The sequence below is a fragment of the Mycolicibacterium sp. CBM1 genome (assembly GCF_054073305.1).
Genome location: NZ_JBSXPP010000022.1, coordinates 55,641 through 75,111, shown reverse-complemented (window position 1 = coordinate 75,111; position 19,471 = coordinate 55,641). Strand labels below are relative to the sequence as shown.

At 67.3% G+C, this 19,471-nt stretch carries 20 protein-coding genes and 3 pseudogenes; 15 read left to right on the top strand and 8 right to left on the bottom strand.

Annotated elements, in window-relative coordinates; translation table 11 throughout:
• Nucleotides 1-6 precede the first annotated feature (6 nt).
• On the bottom strand, nucleotides 7-477 hold the full coding sequence (locus tag ACXDF8_RS23870) for a hypothetical protein (protein ID WP_457225741.1): 471 nt from the start codon (nucleotides 475-477) through the stop codon (nucleotides 7-9).
• Between the two features lie 53 nt (nucleotides 478-530).
• Here ACXDF8_RS23870 and ACXDF8_RS23865 point away from each other — a divergent pair, with 53 nt between their 5' ends.
• From ACXDF8_RS23865 to ACXDF8_RS23830, 8 genes are all read left to right on the top strand, one after another.
• A complete protein-coding gene (locus ACXDF8_RS23865; RefSeq protein WP_457225740.1) occupies nucleotides 531-1,838 on the top strand; it encodes an NADH-ubiquinone oxidoreductase-F iron-sulfur binding region domain-containing protein in 1,308 nt (435 codons plus the stop codon).
• An 8-nt stretch (nucleotides 1,839-1,846) separates the two neighbouring features.
• The gene (locus tag ACXDF8_RS23860; protein WP_457225753.1) at nucleotides 1,847-2,128 is read left to right on the top strand and encodes a ferredoxin; all 282 of its coding nucleotides are present in this window, start codon (nucleotides 1,847-1,849) and stop codon (nucleotides 2,126-2,128) included.
• Nucleotides 2,125-3,783, top strand: a complete 1,659-nt coding sequence (locus tag ACXDF8_RS23855) for a thiolase C-terminal domain-containing protein (RefSeq protein WP_457225739.1) — start codon at nucleotides 2,125-2,127, stop codon at nucleotides 3,781-3,783. The genes ACXDF8_RS23860 and ACXDF8_RS23855 overlap by 4 nt, the downstream gene beginning before the upstream one ends.
• The gene (locus ACXDF8_RS23850) at nucleotides 3,780-4,658 is read left to right on the top strand and encodes an alpha/beta hydrolase (RefSeq protein ID WP_457225738.1); all 879 of its coding nucleotides are present in this window, start codon (nucleotides 3,780-3,782) and stop codon (nucleotides 4,656-4,658) included. The genes ACXDF8_RS23855 and ACXDF8_RS23850 overlap by 4 nt, the downstream gene beginning before the upstream one ends.
• Nucleotides 4,658-5,476, top strand: a complete 819-nt coding sequence (locus tag ACXDF8_RS23845; RefSeq protein ID WP_457225737.1) for an NAD(P)-dependent oxidoreductase — start codon at nucleotides 4,658-4,660, stop codon at nucleotides 5,474-5,476. The genes ACXDF8_RS23850 and ACXDF8_RS23845 overlap by 1 nt, the downstream gene beginning before the upstream one ends.
• Nucleotides 5,473-6,276, top strand: coding sequence for an NAD(P)-dependent oxidoreductase (locus ACXDF8_RS23840; protein WP_457225736.1), 804 nt, complete (start codon nucleotides 5,473-5,475; stop codon nucleotides 6,274-6,276). Before ACXDF8_RS23845 ends, ACXDF8_RS23840 begins: the two co-directional genes overlap by 4 nt.
• Before the next feature lie 108 nt (nucleotides 6,277-6,384).
• Entirely contained in the window at nucleotides 6,385-7,587 is a 1,203-nt protein-coding gene (locus tag ACXDF8_RS23835) for a cytochrome P450 (RefSeq protein ID WP_457225735.1), read from the top strand.
• Nucleotides 7,584-7,775 carry a ferredoxin gene (locus ACXDF8_RS23830; RefSeq protein WP_457225734.1) on the top strand — a complete coding sequence of 64 codons (192 nt, stop codon included), beginning with the start codon at nucleotides 7,584-7,586 and terminating at the stop codon, nucleotides 7,773-7,775. Before ACXDF8_RS23835 ends, ACXDF8_RS23830 begins: the two co-directional genes overlap by 4 nt.
• Before the next feature lie 3 nt (nucleotides 7,776-7,778).
• Here ACXDF8_RS23830 and ACXDF8_RS23825 read toward each other — a convergent pair whose 3' ends face one another.
• The 6 genes and pseudogenes from ACXDF8_RS23825 to ACXDF8_RS23800 all read right to left on the bottom strand — a co-directional run bounded on the left by ACXDF8_RS23825 (nucleotide 7,779) and on the right by ACXDF8_RS23800 (nucleotide 13,355).
• The gene (locus tag ACXDF8_RS23825; protein ID WP_457225733.1) at nucleotides 7,779-8,285 is read right to left on the bottom strand and encodes a hypothetical protein; all 507 of its coding nucleotides are present in this window, start codon (nucleotides 8,283-8,285) and stop codon (nucleotides 7,779-7,781) included.
• A complete protein-coding gene (locus ACXDF8_RS23820; RefSeq protein WP_457225732.1) occupies nucleotides 8,282-8,944 on the bottom strand; it encodes a TetR/AcrR family transcriptional regulator in 663 nt (220 codons plus the stop codon). The genes ACXDF8_RS23825 and ACXDF8_RS23820 overlap by 4 nt, the downstream gene beginning before the upstream one ends.
• A 94-nt stretch (nucleotides 8,945-9,038) precedes the next feature.
• Entirely contained in the window at nucleotides 9,039-10,184 is a 1,146-nt protein-coding gene (locus tag ACXDF8_RS23815; protein WP_457225731.1) for a thiolase family protein, read from the bottom strand.
• 25 nt (nucleotides 10,185-10,209) lie between these two features.
• Nucleotides 10,210-11,424: a CaiB/BaiF CoA transferase family protein gene (locus ACXDF8_RS23810; protein ID WP_457225730.1), complete on the bottom strand. Its 1,215-nt coding sequence runs from the start codon at nucleotides 11,422-11,424 to the stop codon at nucleotides 10,210-10,212.
• 37 nt (nucleotides 11,425-11,461) lie between these two features.
• A pseudogene (locus ACXDF8_RS23805) lies at nucleotides 11,462-11,971 on the bottom strand (acyl-CoA dehydrogenase family protein).
• An 88-nt stretch (nucleotides 11,972-12,059) separates the two neighbouring features.
• Nucleotides 12,060-13,355, bottom strand: a complete 1,296-nt coding sequence (locus tag ACXDF8_RS23800) for an amidohydrolase family protein (protein WP_457225729.1) — start codon at nucleotides 13,353-13,355, stop codon at nucleotides 12,060-12,062.
• A 197-nt stretch (nucleotides 13,356-13,552) separates the two neighbouring features.
• Between ACXDF8_RS23800 and ACXDF8_RS23795 the strand changes: the two are divergent.
• The 7 genes and pseudogenes from ACXDF8_RS23795 to ACXDF8_RS23765 all read left to right on the top strand — a co-directional run.
• Nucleotides 13,553-13,852, top strand: a pseudogene (locus ACXDF8_RS23795) (hypothetical protein); the annotation flags it as partial.
• Nucleotides 13,853-13,918: 66 nt separating this feature from the next.
• Nucleotides 13,919-14,350, top strand: a pseudogene (locus tag ACXDF8_RS23790) (SRPBCC family protein); the annotation flags it as partial.
• Nucleotides 14,329-14,604 carry a hypothetical protein gene (locus ACXDF8_RS23785; RefSeq protein WP_457225728.1) on the top strand — a complete coding sequence of 92 codons (276 nt, stop codon included), beginning with the start codon at nucleotides 14,329-14,331 and terminating at the stop codon, nucleotides 14,602-14,604. The pseudogene ACXDF8_RS23790 and the gene ACXDF8_RS23785, both read left to right, overlap by 22 nt.
• 141 nt (nucleotides 14,605-14,745) lie before the next feature.
• Complete coding sequence (locus tag ACXDF8_RS23780; protein ID WP_457225727.1) at nucleotides 14,746-15,180, top strand: nuclear transport factor 2 family protein; 435 nt, start codon at nucleotides 14,746-14,748, stop codon at nucleotides 15,178-15,180.
• 20 nt (nucleotides 15,181-15,200) lie between these two features.
• Nucleotides 15,201-16,319 carry an acyl-CoA dehydrogenase family protein gene (locus tag ACXDF8_RS23775; RefSeq protein ID WP_457225752.1) on the top strand — a complete coding sequence of 373 codons (1,119 nt, stop codon included), beginning with the start codon at nucleotides 15,201-15,203 and terminating at the stop codon, nucleotides 16,317-16,319.
• Nucleotides 16,320-16,343: 24 nt separating this feature from the next.
• A complete protein-coding gene (locus tag ACXDF8_RS23770) occupies nucleotides 16,344-17,123 on the top strand; it encodes an acyl-CoA dehydrogenase family protein (protein WP_457225751.1) in 780 nt (259 codons plus the stop codon).
• A gap of 182 nt (nucleotides 17,124-17,305) precedes the next feature.
• On the top strand, nucleotides 17,306-17,962 hold the full coding sequence (locus ACXDF8_RS23765) for a TetR/AcrR family transcriptional regulator (protein ID WP_457225726.1): 657 nt from the start codon (nucleotides 17,306-17,308) through the stop codon (nucleotides 17,960-17,962).
• 343 nt (nucleotides 17,963-18,305) lie between these two features.
• On the opposite strand, the gene ACXDF8_RS23760 is transcribed toward ACXDF8_RS23765, so the two are convergent.
• The gene (locus ACXDF8_RS23760; RefSeq protein WP_457225725.1) at nucleotides 18,306-19,457 is read right to left on the bottom strand and encodes a thiolase family protein; all 1,152 of its coding nucleotides are present in this window, start codon (nucleotides 19,455-19,457) and stop codon (nucleotides 18,306-18,308) included.
• Between the last annotated feature and the right edge of the window lie 14 nt (nucleotides 19,458-19,471).

Here is a 19,471-nt window from a genome sequence, read left to right as displayed (position 1 = left end):
ACCGGTTCACACCGTGCGGATGTGCACCTCACAGTTGGTCGCCGCCTCCAGCGCGGTGTGCACTCTGCTTTCCGGAATGCGCGCCATGTCGGCCTTGCGCAACGTCACTCCGATAACGTCGTAGCCGTCATCCCCCGCGGTTCGACTGATCTCGCCGGTGAGACCGAATCCGGCCAGCACGCCGAGGGCGTCCTCGTCGGTTCCCCGGCTGACGAACGACACCACCCCTACCACCGGCGTGCCACCGAAGGCCTTGGTGCACAGCGCGATTGCATCGTGTTTGAGTTGCTCGAGGTCGGCGCCGGTCATCAACAGCTCGGCCTCGCGCCGTCCCCGCGGCATCGCAGCGAGGTTGTTGTCGACCGCCGTCACACCATGGCCGGCCAGCGACCGCAGCGCCTCCGCACCCTCGGCAAGTTGCTCCGGGGTCAGTGCACCGCCGGGATCGACGTCAACGCGGATAACAGCCGTTCTCATGCGGCACAGCCTAGCGATCCCGCCCGCGGGGCCCGAATCAGAAGAGGTGAGCAATGAACGCGACTGCGCACGCAGCGACGGCGTTGACCGTGGCGACCGCGCCCGGCCTAACACCGCGGCTGCTGAGGCTGCCCGCGGCCGTCGAGAGCAAGAGCGCCTACGAGGCCACCGGAGGCTACCGGCTGCTGGACAATGTCGAGGCCCTGCTCGACGAGGTCGAGCGCTCAGGTCTGCTCGGCCGCGGCGGCGCCGCATTCCCCCTGGCGACCAAACTGCGGACGGTGCGAGCCGCGCATCTGCGCGGACATCAGACCGTGGTCGTCGCCAACGGCGAGGAAGGCGAGCCGGCATCGGTGAAAGACCGCTGGCTGCTGCGCCATCGGCCACATCTGGTGCTCGACGGTGTGCGACTGGCCGCCCGGATGGTGGCGGCGCAGCGGGCCGTGGTCTACGTCTCCGACCCGGAATCCGCCCAGAGCGTCACCGCTGCACTGAGCGAGCTCGGCTTCGACACCGTCGGCGGCCTGGACATCTCGGTGGTGACGGTGGCGCCGAGCTACGTGGCTGGCGAGGAGACCGCCGCCGTGCGCGTCATCAACGGCGGACCGGCCAAACCGACCGACAAACCGCCGCGGCCGTTCCAGCATGGGGTCGACGGCCATCCCACCTTGGTCAGCAATGTCGAGACGCTGGCGAACCTGCCATATCTGCAGCAGCACGGCGCCGACGAATTCCGCTCGGCAGGCACGACGGGATCACCGGGGACGTTCCTGGTGACGGTCTCCGGGGCCGGACGGCCACCTGCGCTCTACGAGATCGAGCACGGCACTCCGTTCACCGAATTGCTGCAATTACACGGTGTGGCAGCCGAATCCGTGCGCGGCGCGTTGATGGGCGGCTACTTCGCCGGGCTGCTGGATCGCAGCGTGCTGGACGCCACTCTCGATCACGAAACGTTCCGCGCACTCGGCTGCGGCCTAGGTTGCGGTGCAGTCGCCATCCTGACCGACGACTGCCCGGTGGCGGTGGCGGCGGCCGTGCTGGGTTACTTCGACCGCGAGAACGCCGGCCAGTGCGGGTCCTGTTTCAACGGAACGGCGGCGATGGCCGCGGTCGCCGGCGCCCTGCGTGACGGCGCCGCCACGGCCGAGGATGTGGCCCGGCTGCAGCGGTGGTCGGTGGTGCTGCGCGGACGCGGTGCCTGCGCCACCCTCGACGGCGCCGCCAATGTGGCGGCGAGCCTGCTCAAGCACTTTCCCCAGGCTGTCGAGGAGCACCTGGAGAATCAGTGCGACAACTGCCGGACCGGTGCATTCAGGGTCCAGCGGCCCTACGAGGTGGAGGCGATCGGTCAATCATGAGTCAGAACATGCGGATCCGGCTGGACCGCACCCTGTGCGACGGCTTCGGCACCTGTGCCAAGCACGCGCCGAAGTACTTCTCGCTGGACGACTGGGGTTATGCCGCGCTGGTCGGCGACGGCGTCGTCCCCGACGCCGACCGCGGTGACGTACTGCGCGCGCTGTTCGACTGTCCGGTGCACGCGATCGTCGAGATCAGCCCCGACGAGTTCAACGGCGAGTCGCCCGCGAAGGTGCCGACCACCGACGAGGAACCGGCATTCGAAGCCCGCTGGGGCTTCGCGCAATGAGCGCAGGCGCAAGCCGAGCCCCGCTGCCGCAGCTAACGACCGACAACGAATTCTTCTGGACCTCAGGCGCGGACGGCACACTGCGTATCCAGGAGTGTCAAAGCTGCGCCTCGCTCATCCACCCGCCGCAGCCGGTGTGCCGGTACTGCCGCAGCCACGATCTCAAGCCGCGCCCGGTCAGCGGGGTGGCCGTGTTGTCGGCCTTCACTGTCAATCACCGATTCAGCATTCCCGGGCTGCCGGCGCCCTACGTGGTGGCACAGGTGGCAATCCAGGAGGACCCGCGAGTTCGGTTGACCACCAACATCGTCGGCGCTGATCCCGACGACCTGGAAATCGGCCAGCTCGTGGAGGTGGTCTTCGAACAGAACGACGATGTCTACCTGCCCCTGTTCCGGCCGGTGGCCCCCAAGCAACTCGCCGAGCAACCTGCCGACGAGATCGCCCCGCAGGATTTCGCGGCCCACATTCGGCCGCCGCTGACGACAGCCAAGTTCGAAGAGCGCTCGGCCATCACAGGTATCGGTGCCTCTCGGCTCGGACGCCGCCTGATGGTCAACCCGCTGTCACTGACCATCGAGGCCTGCGAGGCAGCGGTTGCCGACGCCGGCCTGACGTTCGACGACATCGACGGGTTGTCCACCTATCCCGGTCTTGACATCGCGGGGATGGGCGAAGGTGGCGTGACGGCGCTCGAGGGCGCGCTGGGGCTGCGACCCACCTGGATCAACGGCGGCATGGACACGTTCGGGCCGGGCGGCTCGGTGATCGCGGCCATGATGGCGGTGGCAACCGGCATGGCCCGCCACGTTCTGTGTTTCCGGACGTTGTGGGAAGCGACCTTTCAGGAACTGGTCAAACAGGGCAAGGTGGCGCCCCCCGGCGGACTGCGCACCACCAGCTGGCAAATGCCGTTCGGTGCCACCTCAGCGGCGCACACCCTAGCGCTCAACGCCCAACGGCACTTCGACCGATACGGGACCACCCGGGAGACCCTGGGCTGGATCGCACTGAACCAGCGTGCCAACGCCGCGCTGAACCCGACGGCGATCTACCGCGACCCGATGACCATGGACGACTACCTCTCGGCGCGGCTGATCACCACCCCGTTCGGGCTCTACGACTGCGACGTGCCGTGCGACGGTGCGGTCGCGGTGATCGTGTCGGCGGTCGAGGCGGCTCGCGACATGCCCAAGCCGCCGGTCCTGTTCGAGGCGGTGGGAACCCAGATCGTGGAACGCACAGACTGGGACCAGACCACGATGACCCACGAGCCTCAGGTGCTGGGCCAGTCCGCGCACCTGTGGTCGCGAACGTCGCTGCGTCCCGAGGACGTCGACATCGCCGAACTCTACGACGGATTCAGCTTCAACTGCCTGTCCTGGATCGAAGCACTCGGCTTCTGCGGTATCGGTGAGGCCAAGGACTTCCTCGACGGTGGTGCCAACATCGCCCGCGACGGAGTACTGCCGCTGAACACCCACGGTGGCCAGTTGTCCCACGGCCGGACCCATGGCATGGGTCTGATCCACGAGGCGGTCACCCAGCTGCGCGGTGAAGCCGGCCCGCGGCAGGTGGCCGATGCCAAGGTAGCGGTCGCCAGCAGCGGTGGACTAACCCCCAGCGGCGTGCTGCTGATGCGAGTCGCGGAGTGACCGAACTCCCGGCACCGGTGCGCCGCGTGGTCCCGGTCGACGGGATCCCGATGTCGGGGTTGTTCGCCGAAGCTGCAGCACCCCGTGCGGTGCTCGTCGCGCTGCACGGCGGGGCATCCTCGGCCGCGTACTTCGACTGTCCCGGACATCCCGAGCTGTCGCTGTTACGACTGTGCGCGGCAAGTGGATTCACCGTCATCGCGATAGATCGCCCGGGTTACGGGGCGTCGGGCCCGTACGCGGACCAGATGTGGGAGCCGCAGCGCCGGGTGGATCTTGCCTACCGAGCCGCCGACGCCATACTCGGTGCGCGAGGCCGCGGTGCCGGAATGTTCGTCGTGGCCCACTCCAACGGCTGCGAGCTGGCGTTGCGGATGGCTGTCGACGAACGCGGACGCGACCTCCTCGGTATCGAGCTCGCGGGAACCGGCCTGCGGCACTACCCTGCCGCAGCAGACATCCTGCGACACACCACCGAAACCGTCCGCCCGAAGGGCCTGCGCGAACTCATCTGGGCACCCGAGGAGCTCTATCCGTCCGACGTGCCCCGGGCCGTCGGATCGGCCGGGTCACCGCCGCAGGAGGGCGAGATCTCGAAGCATTGGGCACATCGGGACTTCCCCGTGCTGGCCGCGCAGGTACGTTCAGCGGTGCGGTTCACCGCCGCCGAATACGAACGGGTCTGGGAATCGACACCGCAGTCGCTGGCCGATATCGCCGCACTCTTCAGCGCGGCGCCGCGCGTGGTGGTCAACCTGCAGAACGACGCCGGCCACAACATCAGTCTGGGATGGTCTGCGCCGCAGTACCACTCGGGCATCATGTCTTTTTTCGAGCAATGCATCACCGCTGACGCGACCAAGGAGGCCGGCTAGTGCGAGTGGGATTCATCGGGTTGGGTAGCCAGGGCGCACCGATGGCGCGTCGGATTGTGGAGGCGGGCTACCCAACCACATTGTGGGCGCGCCGTGCCGCCTCGGTCGAGCCGTTCGCCGACACCGCGGCGGTCGTGGCCGCCTCACCGGCGGAGTTGGCGGCCGACAGCGATCTGGTGTGCCTGTGCGTCGTCGGCGACGACGACGTGATGTCCGTGGCCGCCGGGGCCGGCGGCGTGCTCGACGGTCTGGCAGCCGGTGGCGTGATCGCGGTGCACGCCACCGTGCACCCGGAGACCTGCCGAAAGCTCGCGCAGCAGGCCGCCCAACGCGGCGTCGCGGTGGTCGACGCTCCGGTCAGCGGCGGTGGACCCGCTGCCCAGGCAGGCACTCTGCTGGTGATGGTCGGCGGCGAGGACGAGGTGGTCGAGCGGATGCGTCCGGTGTTCGCCACCTATGGCGACCCCATCGTTCACCTGGGCGGCGTCGGGGCCGGACAGGTCGCCAAGCTGCTGAACAATCTGATGTTCACCGCGAATCTGGCGACCGCGGCCACCACGCTGCGGCTCGGCGAGGAACTCGGTGTCTCGCCGCAGAAGCTCGCCGAGATCATCTCCAAGGGCAGCGCGGGAAGTTTCGCGCTCAATGTCGTCGCGGGCCGCGGCGGGGACCTCGGGGAACTCGGCAAGCTCGCCGGACCCCTGTTGCAGAAAGATGTTCGGCTGGTCGCCGATATCGCCGAGCAGGCCGGCGCCCAGCCGGGGGCAGTCCTCGACGCCGCCGACGCCACGTTGAGGTTGATGGACACCCCAAGGTGAACATCGGGTTCGTTGGTGCCGGCCGGATGGGCGCCCCGATGGTGAGCCGTCTCATCGGCGCGGGTCACGACGTCCGTGTGCTCGGCCGCAGCCCCGAGAAGCGGTCGGCACTGGCCGAATCCGGTGCGCAGCCGGTCAGCGATCTGGCCACCCTGGCAGCCGAGGCCGACGCCGTCGTGGTGTGCGTGTTCACCGATGAGCAGGTGCGCCGCATCTGCCTCGATGACGGCCTGATCGAGGCCATGCGACCGGACTCGGTGCTGGTGGTCCACACCACCGGCAGCCCCCGGACCGTCGAAGCGCTGGCCGAACATGGCCGCAGCGCCGGTGTCGCCGTGATCGACGCCCCGGTCAGCGGCGGACCGCACGACATCGCCGCCGGGACGGTAACGCTGTTCGTCGGAGGGGATGACGACGCCGTCGAGCGGGTGCGGCCCGTGCTGGCCAGCTATGGCGACCCGGTACTCCATGTCGGCGCGACCGGCTGCGGGCAGCGGGTCAAGCTGGTCAACAACACGGTGTTCGCCGCCCAGATCGGGATCGTCGCCGAGGCGGTGCGGTTGGCCGGCCGTCTCGGCGTCGACGAGTCCACCCTGTTGCGGGCGCTACCGCACGGAAGCGGCACCAGCCGGGCGTTGGGTTCGATCGCCGCGGTCGGCTCGACGGCCGGATTCACCTCTGCGGTAGGCGAGTTCGTCGGCAAGGACGTCGCCGTGGTTCGCGCGACGGTGGCCGAACTGGGTAGTGATCTCGGGTTGCTCGACCGCGTCGTCACCGCCGCGTTCCCCCACCCCGAATAGCACGGATTCAGCCAAATTCAGCTCTCCCGCTGAGCAGGCTGTTAGCGTTACGATCAAACGGTATTCCGTAACGTCTCGAGCCATCGCCTCGCAGCTGAGGAGCACGCCATGACCCAAGCCGAACTGGTCTTCGACCCCTTTTCCGAAGAGTTCTTCAACAACCCGTTCGACATCTACCGGCGCATGCAGGACGAGGCACCGGTCTATTACCACCCGGAGATGGATTTCTATGCCCTCACCCGCCACGAGGACGTCGCCGCGGCGTTCAAGGATTACGAGACGTACTCGTCGGCCTATGGCTGCGACCTGGCGATGGTCAAATCCGGTGAGGCGCCGAGCAAGTCGATCATCTTCATGGACCCGCCGGAGCACCGGCACATGCGCAGCCTGCTGAACAAGGCGTTCACCCCGCGCACCATTCAGGCGCAGCGCCAGACCGTCATCGAACAGATCGACCGGTTCCTGTCCGCCGCCGACTCCGACAACTTCGACGTCGTCCAGGACTTCTCCGGACCCTTCCCGGTCGAGGTCATCACCCGGATGGCCGGCGTTCCGGAGGAATACCGCCAGCAGGTGCGGATCTGGATCGACACTTCGCTGCATCGCGAGCCCGGTCAGATGGAGATGGGCGAGGCCGGCATGCAGGCCAACATAGAGACGGCAATGTACTACTACGGCCTGGTGCAGGAGCGGCGTGAAAGCCCCCGGGACGACATGATCAGCAAGCTCATCGCTGCCGAGATCCCCAACGACGACGGCAGCATGCGCATGCTCGACGACATCGAGATCTGCGGCTTCGCAACGCTTCTGGGCGGCGCCGGCGCCGAGACCGTCACCAAACTGTTGGGCAACGCGGTCGTGAACTTCGCCCGGTTCCCCGAGCAGTGGCAGAAGTTGCTCGACGACCGCAGCAAGATTCCGGCCGCGGTGGAGGAGTTACTGCGCTACGAGGGCCCGGTGCAGTACAACGTGCGCTACTCCCTCAAAGAGGTCACCCTGCACGGTGTCACGATCCCGGCCGGCAAGCCGGTCTTCGTGATCGGCGCGGCGGCCAACCGGGATCCGCGCGCCTTCACCGACGCGCACCGGTTCGACATCGACCGCGACCGCACCGAGGCCCAGAACCTTGGCCTGGGTTACGGCATCCACAGCTGTCTGGGTGCCGCCCTGGCCCGGATGGAAACCGCCATCGCCCTGGAACGCCTGCTGGATTTCATGCCCCGCTACGAAGTGCACTGGGACCGCCTGGAGCGGGTACACATGCAGAACGTCGCGGGTTGGCACAGCGTCCCGGTGAAGGTGTTGCGATGAAGATCGTGGTGGATTTCGGACTATGCGAGGCAAATGCGATCTGCATGGGCATCATCCCGGAGGTGTTTCAGCTCGACGACCAGGACTACCTGCATGTGCTCTCCGACGAGGTGACTCCCGACAACGAGGCGCAGATCCGCGATGCGGTGCGGCAGTGCCCGCGCCAGGCTATCGCTGTCGAGGAGTAATCGTCAGCCGGCCGGGACCAGGTCGGCGCCGATCGGCGGACAGCTCATAGCCCCGCTGCGGAAGGTCTCGACCGCCCCCACCACGATGTCGGCAACTGTGGCCGCGGCCAGTGCCTGCGCTTTGAACACCCGGGCAGCCGCGCTGAGCCGGTGCACCACGGCATCCACGTTGCGGTCGAGGTCGGCGGGGTGCGCCTCACCCCAGAGCGCAACCTCGGTCATGCCGTGGTCAAGGGCCCGACGCACGCCTTCGCGGACCCGGGGGTCCTCCTCGACGAGGACGGCGGCCACCGCCAGAGCTTGCGGATGCGGCTGATCGTCGCCGGCGGCGAGCATCGATTCGAAGTCGACGCACTGGGCACCGAGGATGGTCAGCGGCCGGGTATCGGCTGGGTTGGCCAGCAGGACGTTGACATCCCACCCGGCCATCACCCGGTCGAACATCCACCCGCCGGCGTGCCGGACGGCCTCCTCGACGCTGGGTGCGACGACATCGAGCCGGTACCTCATGATCCGCCGACCGGTGCCAGTTGGCTCGCCAGCGATTCGGAATACTCCCGGAACACTTCGATCAGTGGAATCGACGGGTCGAGTAGCCATGAGGTCTCCATTCCGTTCACAAATGCCAGTACTTCCACGGCCTTGGTGGCCGGGTTCACGTCTTCTCGGTAGCGCCCTTCGGCCTGCCCGATGCGGATCCGGTTGGCGAGGATCTCGGCCGCCTGTCGATAGCGGGTTACCAGCCGGTCGTGCAGTGGAGCGTCGGGAGCGATGTTCTCGACCATCAGCACCGCGAAGGTTCCCACCAACTCCGGTGAGCGGTAGAACCGCTCGGCAGCGCTCTCGATCGCCTCGGCGAGGTCACCGGTGTGCTGACCGGCGTGCCGCACGTCGTCGGCGTCCCTGGCGTCGAGCACCGCGTGCAGCAGTTGCTCCTTGGATTCGAAGTGATGCAACAGTCCGGCGGCGGTCACGCCGGCCTCCCGGGCGATCTGGGCCAAGGTGGTGCTGCGCCAGCCGTTGCGGGCCAGCAGCCGCTGCGCGACGTCGAGAATGCGCTGCTTGCGGTCCTCGCCCTTGGCCAGAAGGGTCGCGTAGGGGCGGCGATGAGCGCTTTCGTCAAGAGTAGACGAGTCTGCGGTCGTCACCGGGCTCCCTTCGTCAGACATGATCGGACCAACCTAGTGAACACACAGTAGGTTGGTTTGCGCGGTGTGACAAGAGTCTCAGTGAAGGTTTTTTCAGCGCCCCGGCTCCCCCAGCTCAGCTGAGCAGTTCCACGATGGTGGCATTGGCGGTGCCGCCGCCCTCGCACATCGTCTGCAGCCCGTACCGGATGTCGTGGTCGCGCATGTGGTGCAGCATCCGGGTCATCAGCACCGCCCCGGAGCCGCCCAACGGGTGACCGAGTGCGATCGCGCCACCCAGGGGGTTGAGCCGCTCGAGGTCAGCACTGGTATCGGCCAGCCAGGCCAGCGGCACCGGGGCGAACGCCTCGTTGACCTCGTAGACCCCGATATCCCCGATGCCCAGGCCGGCCTTGGCAAGCACCTTCGCGGTGGCCGGGATCGGGCCGGTGAGCATCAGCACCGGGTTGGCACCGGCCACCGCGCCGGCTCGGTAGCGGGCGATCGGCGTCCACCCTTGAGCGGCGGCGTATTCGGCGGTCGTCACCAGCAGAGCGGCTGCACCGTCGGAGATCTGCGAGGAGTTTCCGGCGTGGATCACGCCGTCCTCGGTGAAGGCCGGCTTGAGCGCAGCGAGCTTTTCGGTGGTGGTTCCCCGCCGGATGCCCTCGTCGGCGGTGACGACACCGGTGTCGGTGGGCACCGGCACGATCTGATCGGTGAAGGCACCGCGGTCCTGCGCGGCCGCCGCCAGCTCATGGCTGCGCGCCGAGTATTCGTCGAGATCGGTGCGCGAGAAGCCCCACTTCTGCGCGATCATCTCCGCCGAGATGCCCTGGTTGAACGAAAAACCCTCGTACCGAGCAAGCACTGCGGGCCCGTAGGGCATCCCGGTGGCGCGCGCCGAGCCGAGCGGAACCCGGCTCATCACCTCGACCCCACCGGCCACCACCACATCCTGCTGGCCGCTCATCACCGCATGCGCCGCGAAATCCAGTGCCTGCTGGCTGGATCCGCAGGCCCGGTTCACTGTGGTCCCGGGAATCGACTCCGGCCAGCCGGCGGCCAGGACAGCGAAGCGGCCGATGTTGCTGGACTGGTCGCCGACTTGTGAGACGCACCCCCACACCACGTCGTCGACCGTCTGCGGGTCCAGCCCCGTTCGTTCGGCGAGTTCGTTCAGCACGACCGCGGACAAGTCGGCCGCATGCATCGCGGACAGTCCGCCATTGCGCTTACCGACCGGCGTACGAACCGCCTCGACGATCACCGCTTCTTGCATGGCCGCTCCTCCTGTTCAGGCCTGTTCAGCCGATAACGCCCCGTTCACGCAGTCCGGCGATCTGCTCGGGGCCCACACCGAATTCGGTCAGAACCGCATCGGTGTGCTCACCGAGGCCCGGCACCGCCTGCATCGGCTGTTCGTAGCCGTCGATGATCGGTGGCGGCAGGATCGCGGCGATGGGCCCGCTCGGGGTCTGCACGGTGCGCCAGCGGTCCCGGTCGCCGAGCTGCGGGTGCCGAAGCACGTCGCTGGGCACGTTGTAGCGGGCGTTGCCGATTCCCGCCGCGTCGGCCGTGCGCTGGATCTGCTCCAGATCGCTTCGGGCACACCATGTTCGGATGGCCTCGTCGAGCACTTCGCGGTGCGCGACGCGGTTGGCGTTGCTGGCGAAACGCACATCGTCGGCCAGGTCGGGACGTTCGATGATGTCGCGCGCCAGCCGCTGCCATTCGCGGTCGTTGGTGGTCCCCAGCACCACCGTCTGCCCGTCGGCGGTGTCGTAGGCCCCGTAGGGGGCCACCGCCGGCGAGCTCATTCCGAGCGGTTGTTGGTCGACACCGCTGTGCTGGGTGTAGGTCAACGGGTAGCCCATCAGGTCCATCATGGTGTCGAACAGACTCACGTTGACCGTGCCCCCGCGGCGCGGTCGACGATCGCGCGAATACAGCAATGCCAAGATCGACAGCGCCGAGTACAAGCCGGAGGAGATGTCGGCGACGGGCGGCCCCGGTTTGGCTGGCATTCCGGGAAAGCCAGTCACCGAACACGATCCCGACTCGGCCTGGACCAGCAGGTCGTAGGCACGCTTGTGCGAAAGCGGCCCGCCCGCGCCGTAGCCGTCGATCTCGACCGCGATCACGTCGGGGTGCCGCTCGCGCAGCTGATCCGGCGAGATGCCCAGCCGCGCGGTGGAGCCGGGGGCGAGATTGGAGACCAGTACGTCGGCGTGGTCCAGCAGCCGGTGCAGGACGGCGATGCCGTCCGGTGACTTCAGATCCAGCGCCACCGATTCCTTGTTCCGGTTGGCCCAGACGAAGTGCGCGGCAAGGCCGCCGGGCCCGTTGACCACGTCGTCGTAGTGCCGGGCGAAATCGCCACCTGCCGGGTTCTCCACCTTGAGCACACGAGCCCCGAAGTCGGCCAGGACGCGGGTACACATCGGAGCCGAGACCGCCTGCTCCAGCGCAACGACGGTGACGCCGGCCAGCGGGGCGGCCGGTTGGTCGACAGAGGTCATCCGATCACCATACGGTCGGCCCCACGGCCGCTCCCCACTAGTAGCTCTTGGGCAGACCGAGAACGTTGGCGCCCAGGAAGTTCAGGACCATCTCCTGGCTGCCGGGCGCGATCTTCATCAGGCACGACTCCCGGAAGCACCGGGCGTGCGGTAGTGCTCCGAGTAGCCCATGCCGCCGTGGGTCTGCAGGGCGCGGTCGGCAGCCGCGAACCCGGCGTCCGCGCAGAGGTACTCGGCCATTGACACCGAGGGAGACGGGCACGTCGCCGCTGACAATCCGGGGAAGTGTCGCGGCCTTCACCTCCTCGGAGCCGAAGACCACCACCGGCTGCATTCCGGAGATCGACAGGTGGATCGCGCTGGTGGCGTTCGTCCCACCACCGGAGCGGGCCACCTCCTCGGCCAGGGTGGTGGCTTCGGTGATGCCCAGCCAACCGCCCTGCGCGACCTCATAGTCGAACTCCTGAGGGAATCGGTGGTTCTGGTCGCAGTCCATCCAGCCGTGGTTGTCGAAGCGTGAAGCCAAATCCCGCAATGACTTACAGATACGCTCCTAATCTTCGGTCAGCTCGAAGCTCATCCTGGCAGACATTTCATGCTCCTCGACCGCTGCGGCGGTGCGATGACCGAACCGGTCAGTCCGTGTTGCCGGTCAGCTGCTTGGCACTCGCCGCGAAGTCGGCGAAGTTGGCGCCGGTCTTCTCCTTCTTCGACAGCGCCTGGATAGAGACATCGTGGCCTTCGGCGGCCTTGCGCAGCGCACCGACCGTGGCTTGCTCTTTGGAGATGTGCGTGAACGGGTCCCAGTGGTACCAGCGCATCGCGTTCTCGTAGGTCATCTTGTTGATGTCGTCGTCGGGGACGTCGTTGGCCTTGAGTACCTCGTCGAGCTGCTCCGGCGCACCGGGCCACATCGAGTCACTGTGCGGGTAATCGGCTTCCCAGCAGATATTGTCCACACCGATCTGATCGCGCGTCGCCACGCCGACCGGATCGGCGATGAAACACGTCAGGAAGTGCTCGCGGAACACCTCGCTGGGGAGCTTGCCCTTGAAGTCCTGGCCGGTCCACGTCGAGTGCATCTCGTAGGTCCGGTCCACGCGCTCGAGGAAGTAGGGAATCCAGCCGGTGCCGCCCTCACTCAGCGCGACCTTGAGGTTCGGGTATTCCTTGATCGGCCTGGACCACAACAGATCCGCCGCGGCCTGCACGATGTTCATCGGCTGCAGCGTGATCATCACGTCCATCGGTGCGTCCGGCGCGGTGATCGCCAACCGGCCCGAGGAACCGATGTGCACGTTGAGCACCGTGTCGGTATCAGCCAGCGCGTCCCACATTGGCTTCCAATGGTCGAAGTCGTGGAAGCTGGGATAGCCCATCGCCGAAGGGTTCTCGCTGAATGTCAGCGAGTGAACACCCCGTGCGGCATTGCGACGGATCTCGGCGGCGCAGGCCACCGGATCCCAGATCACCGGCAACGTCATCGGAATGAACCGGGCCGGGTAGGCGCCACACCACTCCTCGACATGCCAGTCGTTGTAGGCCTGCACCAGCGCCAACGAGAAGTCAGCGTCCTCGGTGGCGAACAGCCGCCCGGCGAATCCGGGAAAGGAGGGGAAACACATCGATCCGAGCATGCCGCCGGCGTTCATGTCCTTGACTCGCTCGTCGACGTTGTAACAGCCGGGCCGGATCTCATCGAGCCCCTGCGGCTCGAGGCCGTACTCCTCCTTGGGCCGGCCGGCCACCGCATTGAGCGCGACATTGGGGATGACGGTGTCGCGGAAGCGCCACATGTCCGAACCGTCGGGGTTGTGCACCAGCCGGGGGGCGTCGTCGGCGTACTTCTTCGGCAGGTGGTTGGCGAACATGTCAGGCGGCTCGACGATGTGGTCATCGACGCTGATCAGGATCATGTCCTCTTTACGCATGGCGTGCCCTTCCGTCGCTGCCCGATGCATGAAAACTATCTTCTCCTAGTGCGAGAATCAACATCCCGCAATCCACTTACCCCGCCGCAGGGATGCCCGGTCGGCTGCCCGCTTCTGCCAGCTGACCAGGGCTTTCCATCGTTTCGAAGGCCAGGGATTGACCTGTTGCGCAGTTCGTGGAAATCTATTATTCGTAATTGAGAATACAATTCTCTCGGCCGAGAGGTGACTACCGGTGCGTCTGCCACCGCTACCAGCCGGCAAGTGGGACGACGACGTCCGGCTCGCGCTGCAGGGCCAGGGCATGGCGCCCCGGCCCCGGCAGAATCCCGAGGGGGCCGGCACCGCGTTGTCCACACTTGTGCGGCATCCCGATCTGGCCAGGGCCTATCTGGGTCCTGAACGTCCACCTGCTATTCGGCTCCACACTGCCGGCACGGCTACGGGAGGTTGCGGTCCTGCGTGTCGCGCACCGGCGCGGGAGCGCCTACGAGTGGGCCCACCACGTCGACATGGCCAAGGCGGAGGGATTGACCGATGCCGACATCGAGGCCATCCGGCCGTCCTGGGGCGACATGAGCCCGCCTAGGGACCTAAACATGCTCAAGCCGATCGAGCGCGTCCTGCACAGCGGCCCGCTCGGCCCGTGGGAGCGGCCCGACAGCAAGGGCATCCCGCCCGCCGAGTTGCCGCCAGCGGTCAACCCAGCCCGCCAGAAGCCCTGGGGCCAAGACTCTTTCGAGTTCTTCCCGCACTTCACCCTGCTGTTTTGGGCACCCGGCTGGTATTTGACGTACAACTACTGGCCGACGGGTGTGGACAGTCACACCTTCGAGGCGAACCTGTATTTCTCGCCGCAGAAGAAGACTCGCCGACGGCTGTCGCAGGAACTGACGGCGGTGACGTTCAAGGAGTGCGCCCTCCAGCGCGCCAACACCCTGGCGGCCCGCCATGACCAACGGGAGTCCCGCACATGCCTGAGACAAGGCTGCTGCCCGCCGAGTTCGCCGACCTGGAACGGTTCGGTGACTGGATCCTGGCCAGCGAGCCGCAGCGCTACGCCGAGCGTCTCGGCTCCACGACGGACGAGATGCAGGAGCTCTACGATGCGGGCATGGTGCGACTCGAGGAGGTCATGGTGTACCTCGACGCCCGCTTTCCACTGCACGACATGCCCGACGATGCGAAGCCCAGGGTCCTGGACCGCGCCGTGGCCGGGGTCGAAATCGTCAAGGAGCCGGCGGTCTAGGTTGTCCGCCCCCGCATCGTCAAGGTCGGCGATCTGGGCGACTGGATCCTGCTGCCAGGTTCGATGGACATCGAGGTCAACCCGCCGCACTCAGGGCGACGGCCATGGACGTGAGTTTCGTGATGAAAGGCGGGAAAGTCTATGTCCACAAGGCGGACTGATGACATCGTCGAGATCCAGCAACTGCTGGCCCGGTACGCGGTGACAATCACCCGGGGCGACGTGGAAGGGCTGGTCACCGTGTTCACCGACGACGGCAGCTACAGCGCCTTCGGTGAAACCTATTCGCTAGCAGTGTTTCCGGCCCTCGTCGAGGCCGCACCCAAGGGGCTGTTCATGACCGGGGAATCGCTGATCGAGTTCGACGAAAACGATCCCGACGCGGCGACCGGAACTCAGCCACTGTGCTTCATCGAGCACTCGGCCCACGACATGCGCATCGGCTACTACCGCGACACATACCTGCGCACCGCTGACGGCTGGCGGTTGCACACTCGGGCGATGACGTTCATCCGGCGTAGCGGCGAGCACGACTCGGGCCGTCCGCATGCGATCGGCCGGCCAGCCGGCGGATGAGCACGCACGGCGAATCCCACATGCCGCTGGCCGAGTTTCGCGCCGAACTGACCCGTTGGCTGGCCGACCACGACCTGAGCCCCGGACCGGATCACTCGCTGGCCGGACACATGGCCCAGATGAGCCGGGTCCGCCGCGAGCTGTACGACGCGGGCTGGATGCGGTACGGCTGGCCCACCGAGGTCGGCGGCCTAGGCGGAACCGCGATTCTGCGTCTGGTGGTGGCCGAGGAGATCCTGGGCCGCAACCTGGCCGAGCCAGGACCGTACTCGATGATGGAAGTCCTTGTGCCGACCATGATCTCGTATGCTTCCCCGCAGCTGGCCGCCGAGATGGTGCCGCGTTACCTGCGCGGTGACGAGCACTGGTGCCAGGGGTTCTCCGAGCCCGGATCGGGCAGCGACCTGGCGTCGCTGAGCACCCGAGCCGGCCGGCGCGGCGACGAGTGGGTGATCAACGGCCAGAAGGTCTGGACGAGCTTTGCGCAGTTCTCCCGACGCTGCATCCTGCTCACCCGGACCGGATCGGCCGATACTCCCAAACACCAGGGGATCACCGCCTTTTTCGTCGACATGGACACCCCGGGCATCACGGTACGACCGCTGCGCACCATGCACGGCGTCGACGAGTTCTGCGAGGTCTACTTCGACGACGTGGTGGTCCCGGACGAGCGACTGCTCGGCAATCCCGGCGACGGCTGGCAGCTGGCCAACGACCTGCTGCCGTTCGAACGGTCGACATGCTTCTGGCAGCGGATCGCCTATCTGTACACCCGGATGGACCGGCTGCTTACCGAGATCGCGGCGGACCCGCAGTCCCCGGACAGGTCGGACTCCGACGTCGGCGCGGCCTATCTCGCGCTACACCTGGCGCGCTGCACGTCGGCGGGCACCCAGCGGCGGTTCGCCGACGGGGCGAGGCTGGGGCCGGAGACCTCGATCGACAAAGTGCTGCTGGCGAGCGCCGAGCAGCGGCTCTACGACACCGTCCGGGACGTGCTGCCGGGCGTCACCGAACTCGACAAGACCCCGTGGCGCTCGGAGTTCCTCTACTCCCGTTCGGCCACCATCTACGGCGGGACCGCGGAGATCCAGCGCAACATCATCGCCCGTCGGCTCCTCGACCTCGGCAAGGAGTGAGCAGTGGACGACAGCGAACTCGGCATGCTGGCCGATGCGATGCAGAAGGCGATGAACGCGGCGGCCACCGCCGGCACACCGAACGTCGAGGGCGCCCTGGCCGAGTTCGGCTGGCAGGAGATGCTCGGCGAGGCACCCGACGAGGCGACCGCGCTGGTGTTCGGGCTGATGGGCCAGACCGGCACCCATGCCGGCGTGATCAACGACGTCGTCCTGGCCGCTGCCGGCCGCGTCCCTGGCACGACGGTCGCCCTCCCCTTCACGGGGGGACGCTGGGTGATCTGGGAGCGGACCGACGGCGCGGGTTCGGCCGTGGACGACGAGTTGCCCATTCATGCCACTGAGCCCGGTGAGGTCCTGCCGCTGGACGCCGGACGGCGCGCCCTGGGTTGGTGGCTGGTCGGCACGGCGCGCACGATGCTGACACTGGCCCGCCGGCACGCGCTGGACCGGGTCCAGTTCGGCCGGCCGATCGCCTCGTTCCAGGCGGTGCGGCACCGGCTCGCCGAGACACTGGTCGCCATCGAGGGCGCGGAGGCCACGCTGCTGGTAGCTCAGGAAGACCCGGGCGAGTTGAGTTGTCTGCTGGCCAAAGCGGCCGCCGGCCAGGCGGCGCTCACCGCGGCCAAACACTGCCAGCAGGTGCTCGGCGGTATCGGTTTCACCGCCGAACACGACCTGCACCGCCAGGTCAAGCGGGCGATGGTCCTCGACGGGCTGCTCGGCTCCAGTCGCGACCTCACCGGGGCGGCGGGTGCGCTAATCCGGTCACTCGGCCACGCCCCGCGGCTAGCGAATCTGTGACGGACGCCATTGCGGCGATCATATTGCGGCAGTTTCAACCGGTTTAGACTGTCGAAGTCTGTCAATGCCGCAAAAATTCGCCCAGCATTGCACGGAGAATATAATTCTCGCGCTTGAGAGTAGTACTCTCTGACCGTGACCTCCTTCCGAATCGCCGGTCGGCGCTTGTTCAGGGCCGCGCGGTGAACAGCCCGAGCGAAGAACCCGCCTGGAAGCAGCGCGCCGTCGAGCGGTCGATCCGGACCGCTAAGGTGCGCGCCGGCCAGCGCGTGCAGCGTTTCCTCGACGCCGCGCAGGCGATCATCACCGAGAAGGGCAGCACCGATTTCACCGTGCAGGAGGTCGTGGATCGGTCGCGTCAGTCACTGCGCAGCTTCTATCTTCAGTTCGACGGCAAGCACGAGCTGCTGTTGGCGCTGTTCGAAGACGCCCTGAGCCGTGCCTCCGACCAGATCCGCGCCGCGACGTCGGCGCAGCAGGATCCGCTGGATCGACTCAAGGTGGCCGTCACGCTGCTGTTCGAGCTGTCCCGGCCCGATCCGGCCGCTCGGCGCCCACTGTTCACCGACTTCGCCCCGCAGCTGCTGATCTCCCACCCCGCCGAGGTCAAGGTGGCGCACGCACCGCTGGTGGCGCTGTTCTCCGAGCTCATGCAGGATGCGGCCGCCGCTGGCGAACTGCGCAAGGACGCCAACCCCCGCCGGATCGCGGCGATGACGATGCAGACCATCATGTTCATCGCCCAGTCGAGCTCAGCGCCCGACGATCAGGGCGGCCACACGCCGATCACCGGCGACGAAGTGTGGGCATTCTGCTCACAGGGATTCGCCCGCAAGTAAGGCGAGAACGGCGTTCACCGCCGCCGATAACGGATTTCCATCTCACTTGGCAACCGTTGAATCTTGTTGCGCAATCAGGGTTTCCGCGGCCGTGCAGGGATCGGTCCGGCCCTCGGCGACAAGCCAGGGCCAGGGCTTGCAGTGCCGGGTGGGGCCGCAAGCTGCTCTGCGCCAGCGACAGCGCCTGAGCGCGAGCCCGGGGCGGCGACCTCGAGCAAACCCGCCTTGGCGGCCTGCACCGCGTCGCCGGCACACCGACCACCGGGATGGCGGTAGGTCCCAGCTGCGCCGGGACGTCGTCGCGGCGATGAGCTCGGCGACGTCCATGGTCGGCAACGCTACGTCAGGGTGCCGCAATCTCGACGACGGTTGCCGAGCCCATTCCGCCCCCGGCGCACATGGCGGTCACTCCGATACCGCCGCCACGGCGGCGCAGTTCGCGGGTCATCGTCACCAGCATCCGTGCACCGGTCGCGGCTACCGGATGTCCGAGTGAGCATCCGCTGCCGCTGACGTTGACCAAGTCGGGGTCGATGTCGAGCAGCTTGACGGTCGCCACACACATCGCGGCGAAGGCTTCGTTGATCTCGAAGAGGTCGACGTCGGACAGCGAAAGACCGGCGCGCGCAAGCGCTTTGCCGATCGCCGAGACCGGAGCCAAGCCGGTCTCGGCGGGGTCGACACCGACGGAGGCCCATGAGCGAATGACGCCCAGCGCGGGCAGTCCCAGGCTGTCACTGGCGAGGGCCAGCGCGGCCGCGGCGTCATTGGCGCCACAGGCGTTGCCCGCGGTGATCGAGAACCCCTCGATTTCCGGATGCAGGGGTTTGAGGCCGGCCAGCCGCTCCATGCTGGTGTCCCGGCGCGGATTCTCGTCGGTGTCGAACAATCCGTGCGGGGTGTCGATCGGGACGATCTCCTCTTTGAAGCGGCCCGCATCGATCGCGGCGATCGCGTTGCGGTGCGAGCGCAGTGCCCAGGCATCCATTTCTTCGCGGGTGACACCGGCCTTCACCGCGGCGTTCCAGCCGACCGTGATCGACATGTCCATGTTCGGGGCGTCCGCGCGGTCGGGATGGGTGGGCGGGAACCAGTCGACGAACTCCTCACCCGCTCGTCGCTTGAACCGCGGCGAGGTCGACGCCGAGTTCACCCCGCCGGCGATGACGAGCCGGTCCATCCCCGCCCGGATACTCGCGGCGGCACTCTGGACGGCGGCATGCCCCGCAGCGCAGTGCCGATTCGTGGCAAGCCCGGGCACCGAGGTCAGGCCCGCGGTGATCGCGGCGTGCCGGGCCACCACACCGCCGCCGTAGAGACCCTCACCGAGGATCACGTCGTCGATGTCGGCACGTTCGATATAGGAGTCGAGTTCGGCCACGGTCGCACCGACAACGTGATCGGCGAGCCGGTAGGCGTCGGTGTCACGCAGGGTGCCCTTGTTGGCGGTGCCGATGGGGGTGCGCAGTGCCGACACGATGACAGCTTCGGGCATGGAGTCTCCTCGTG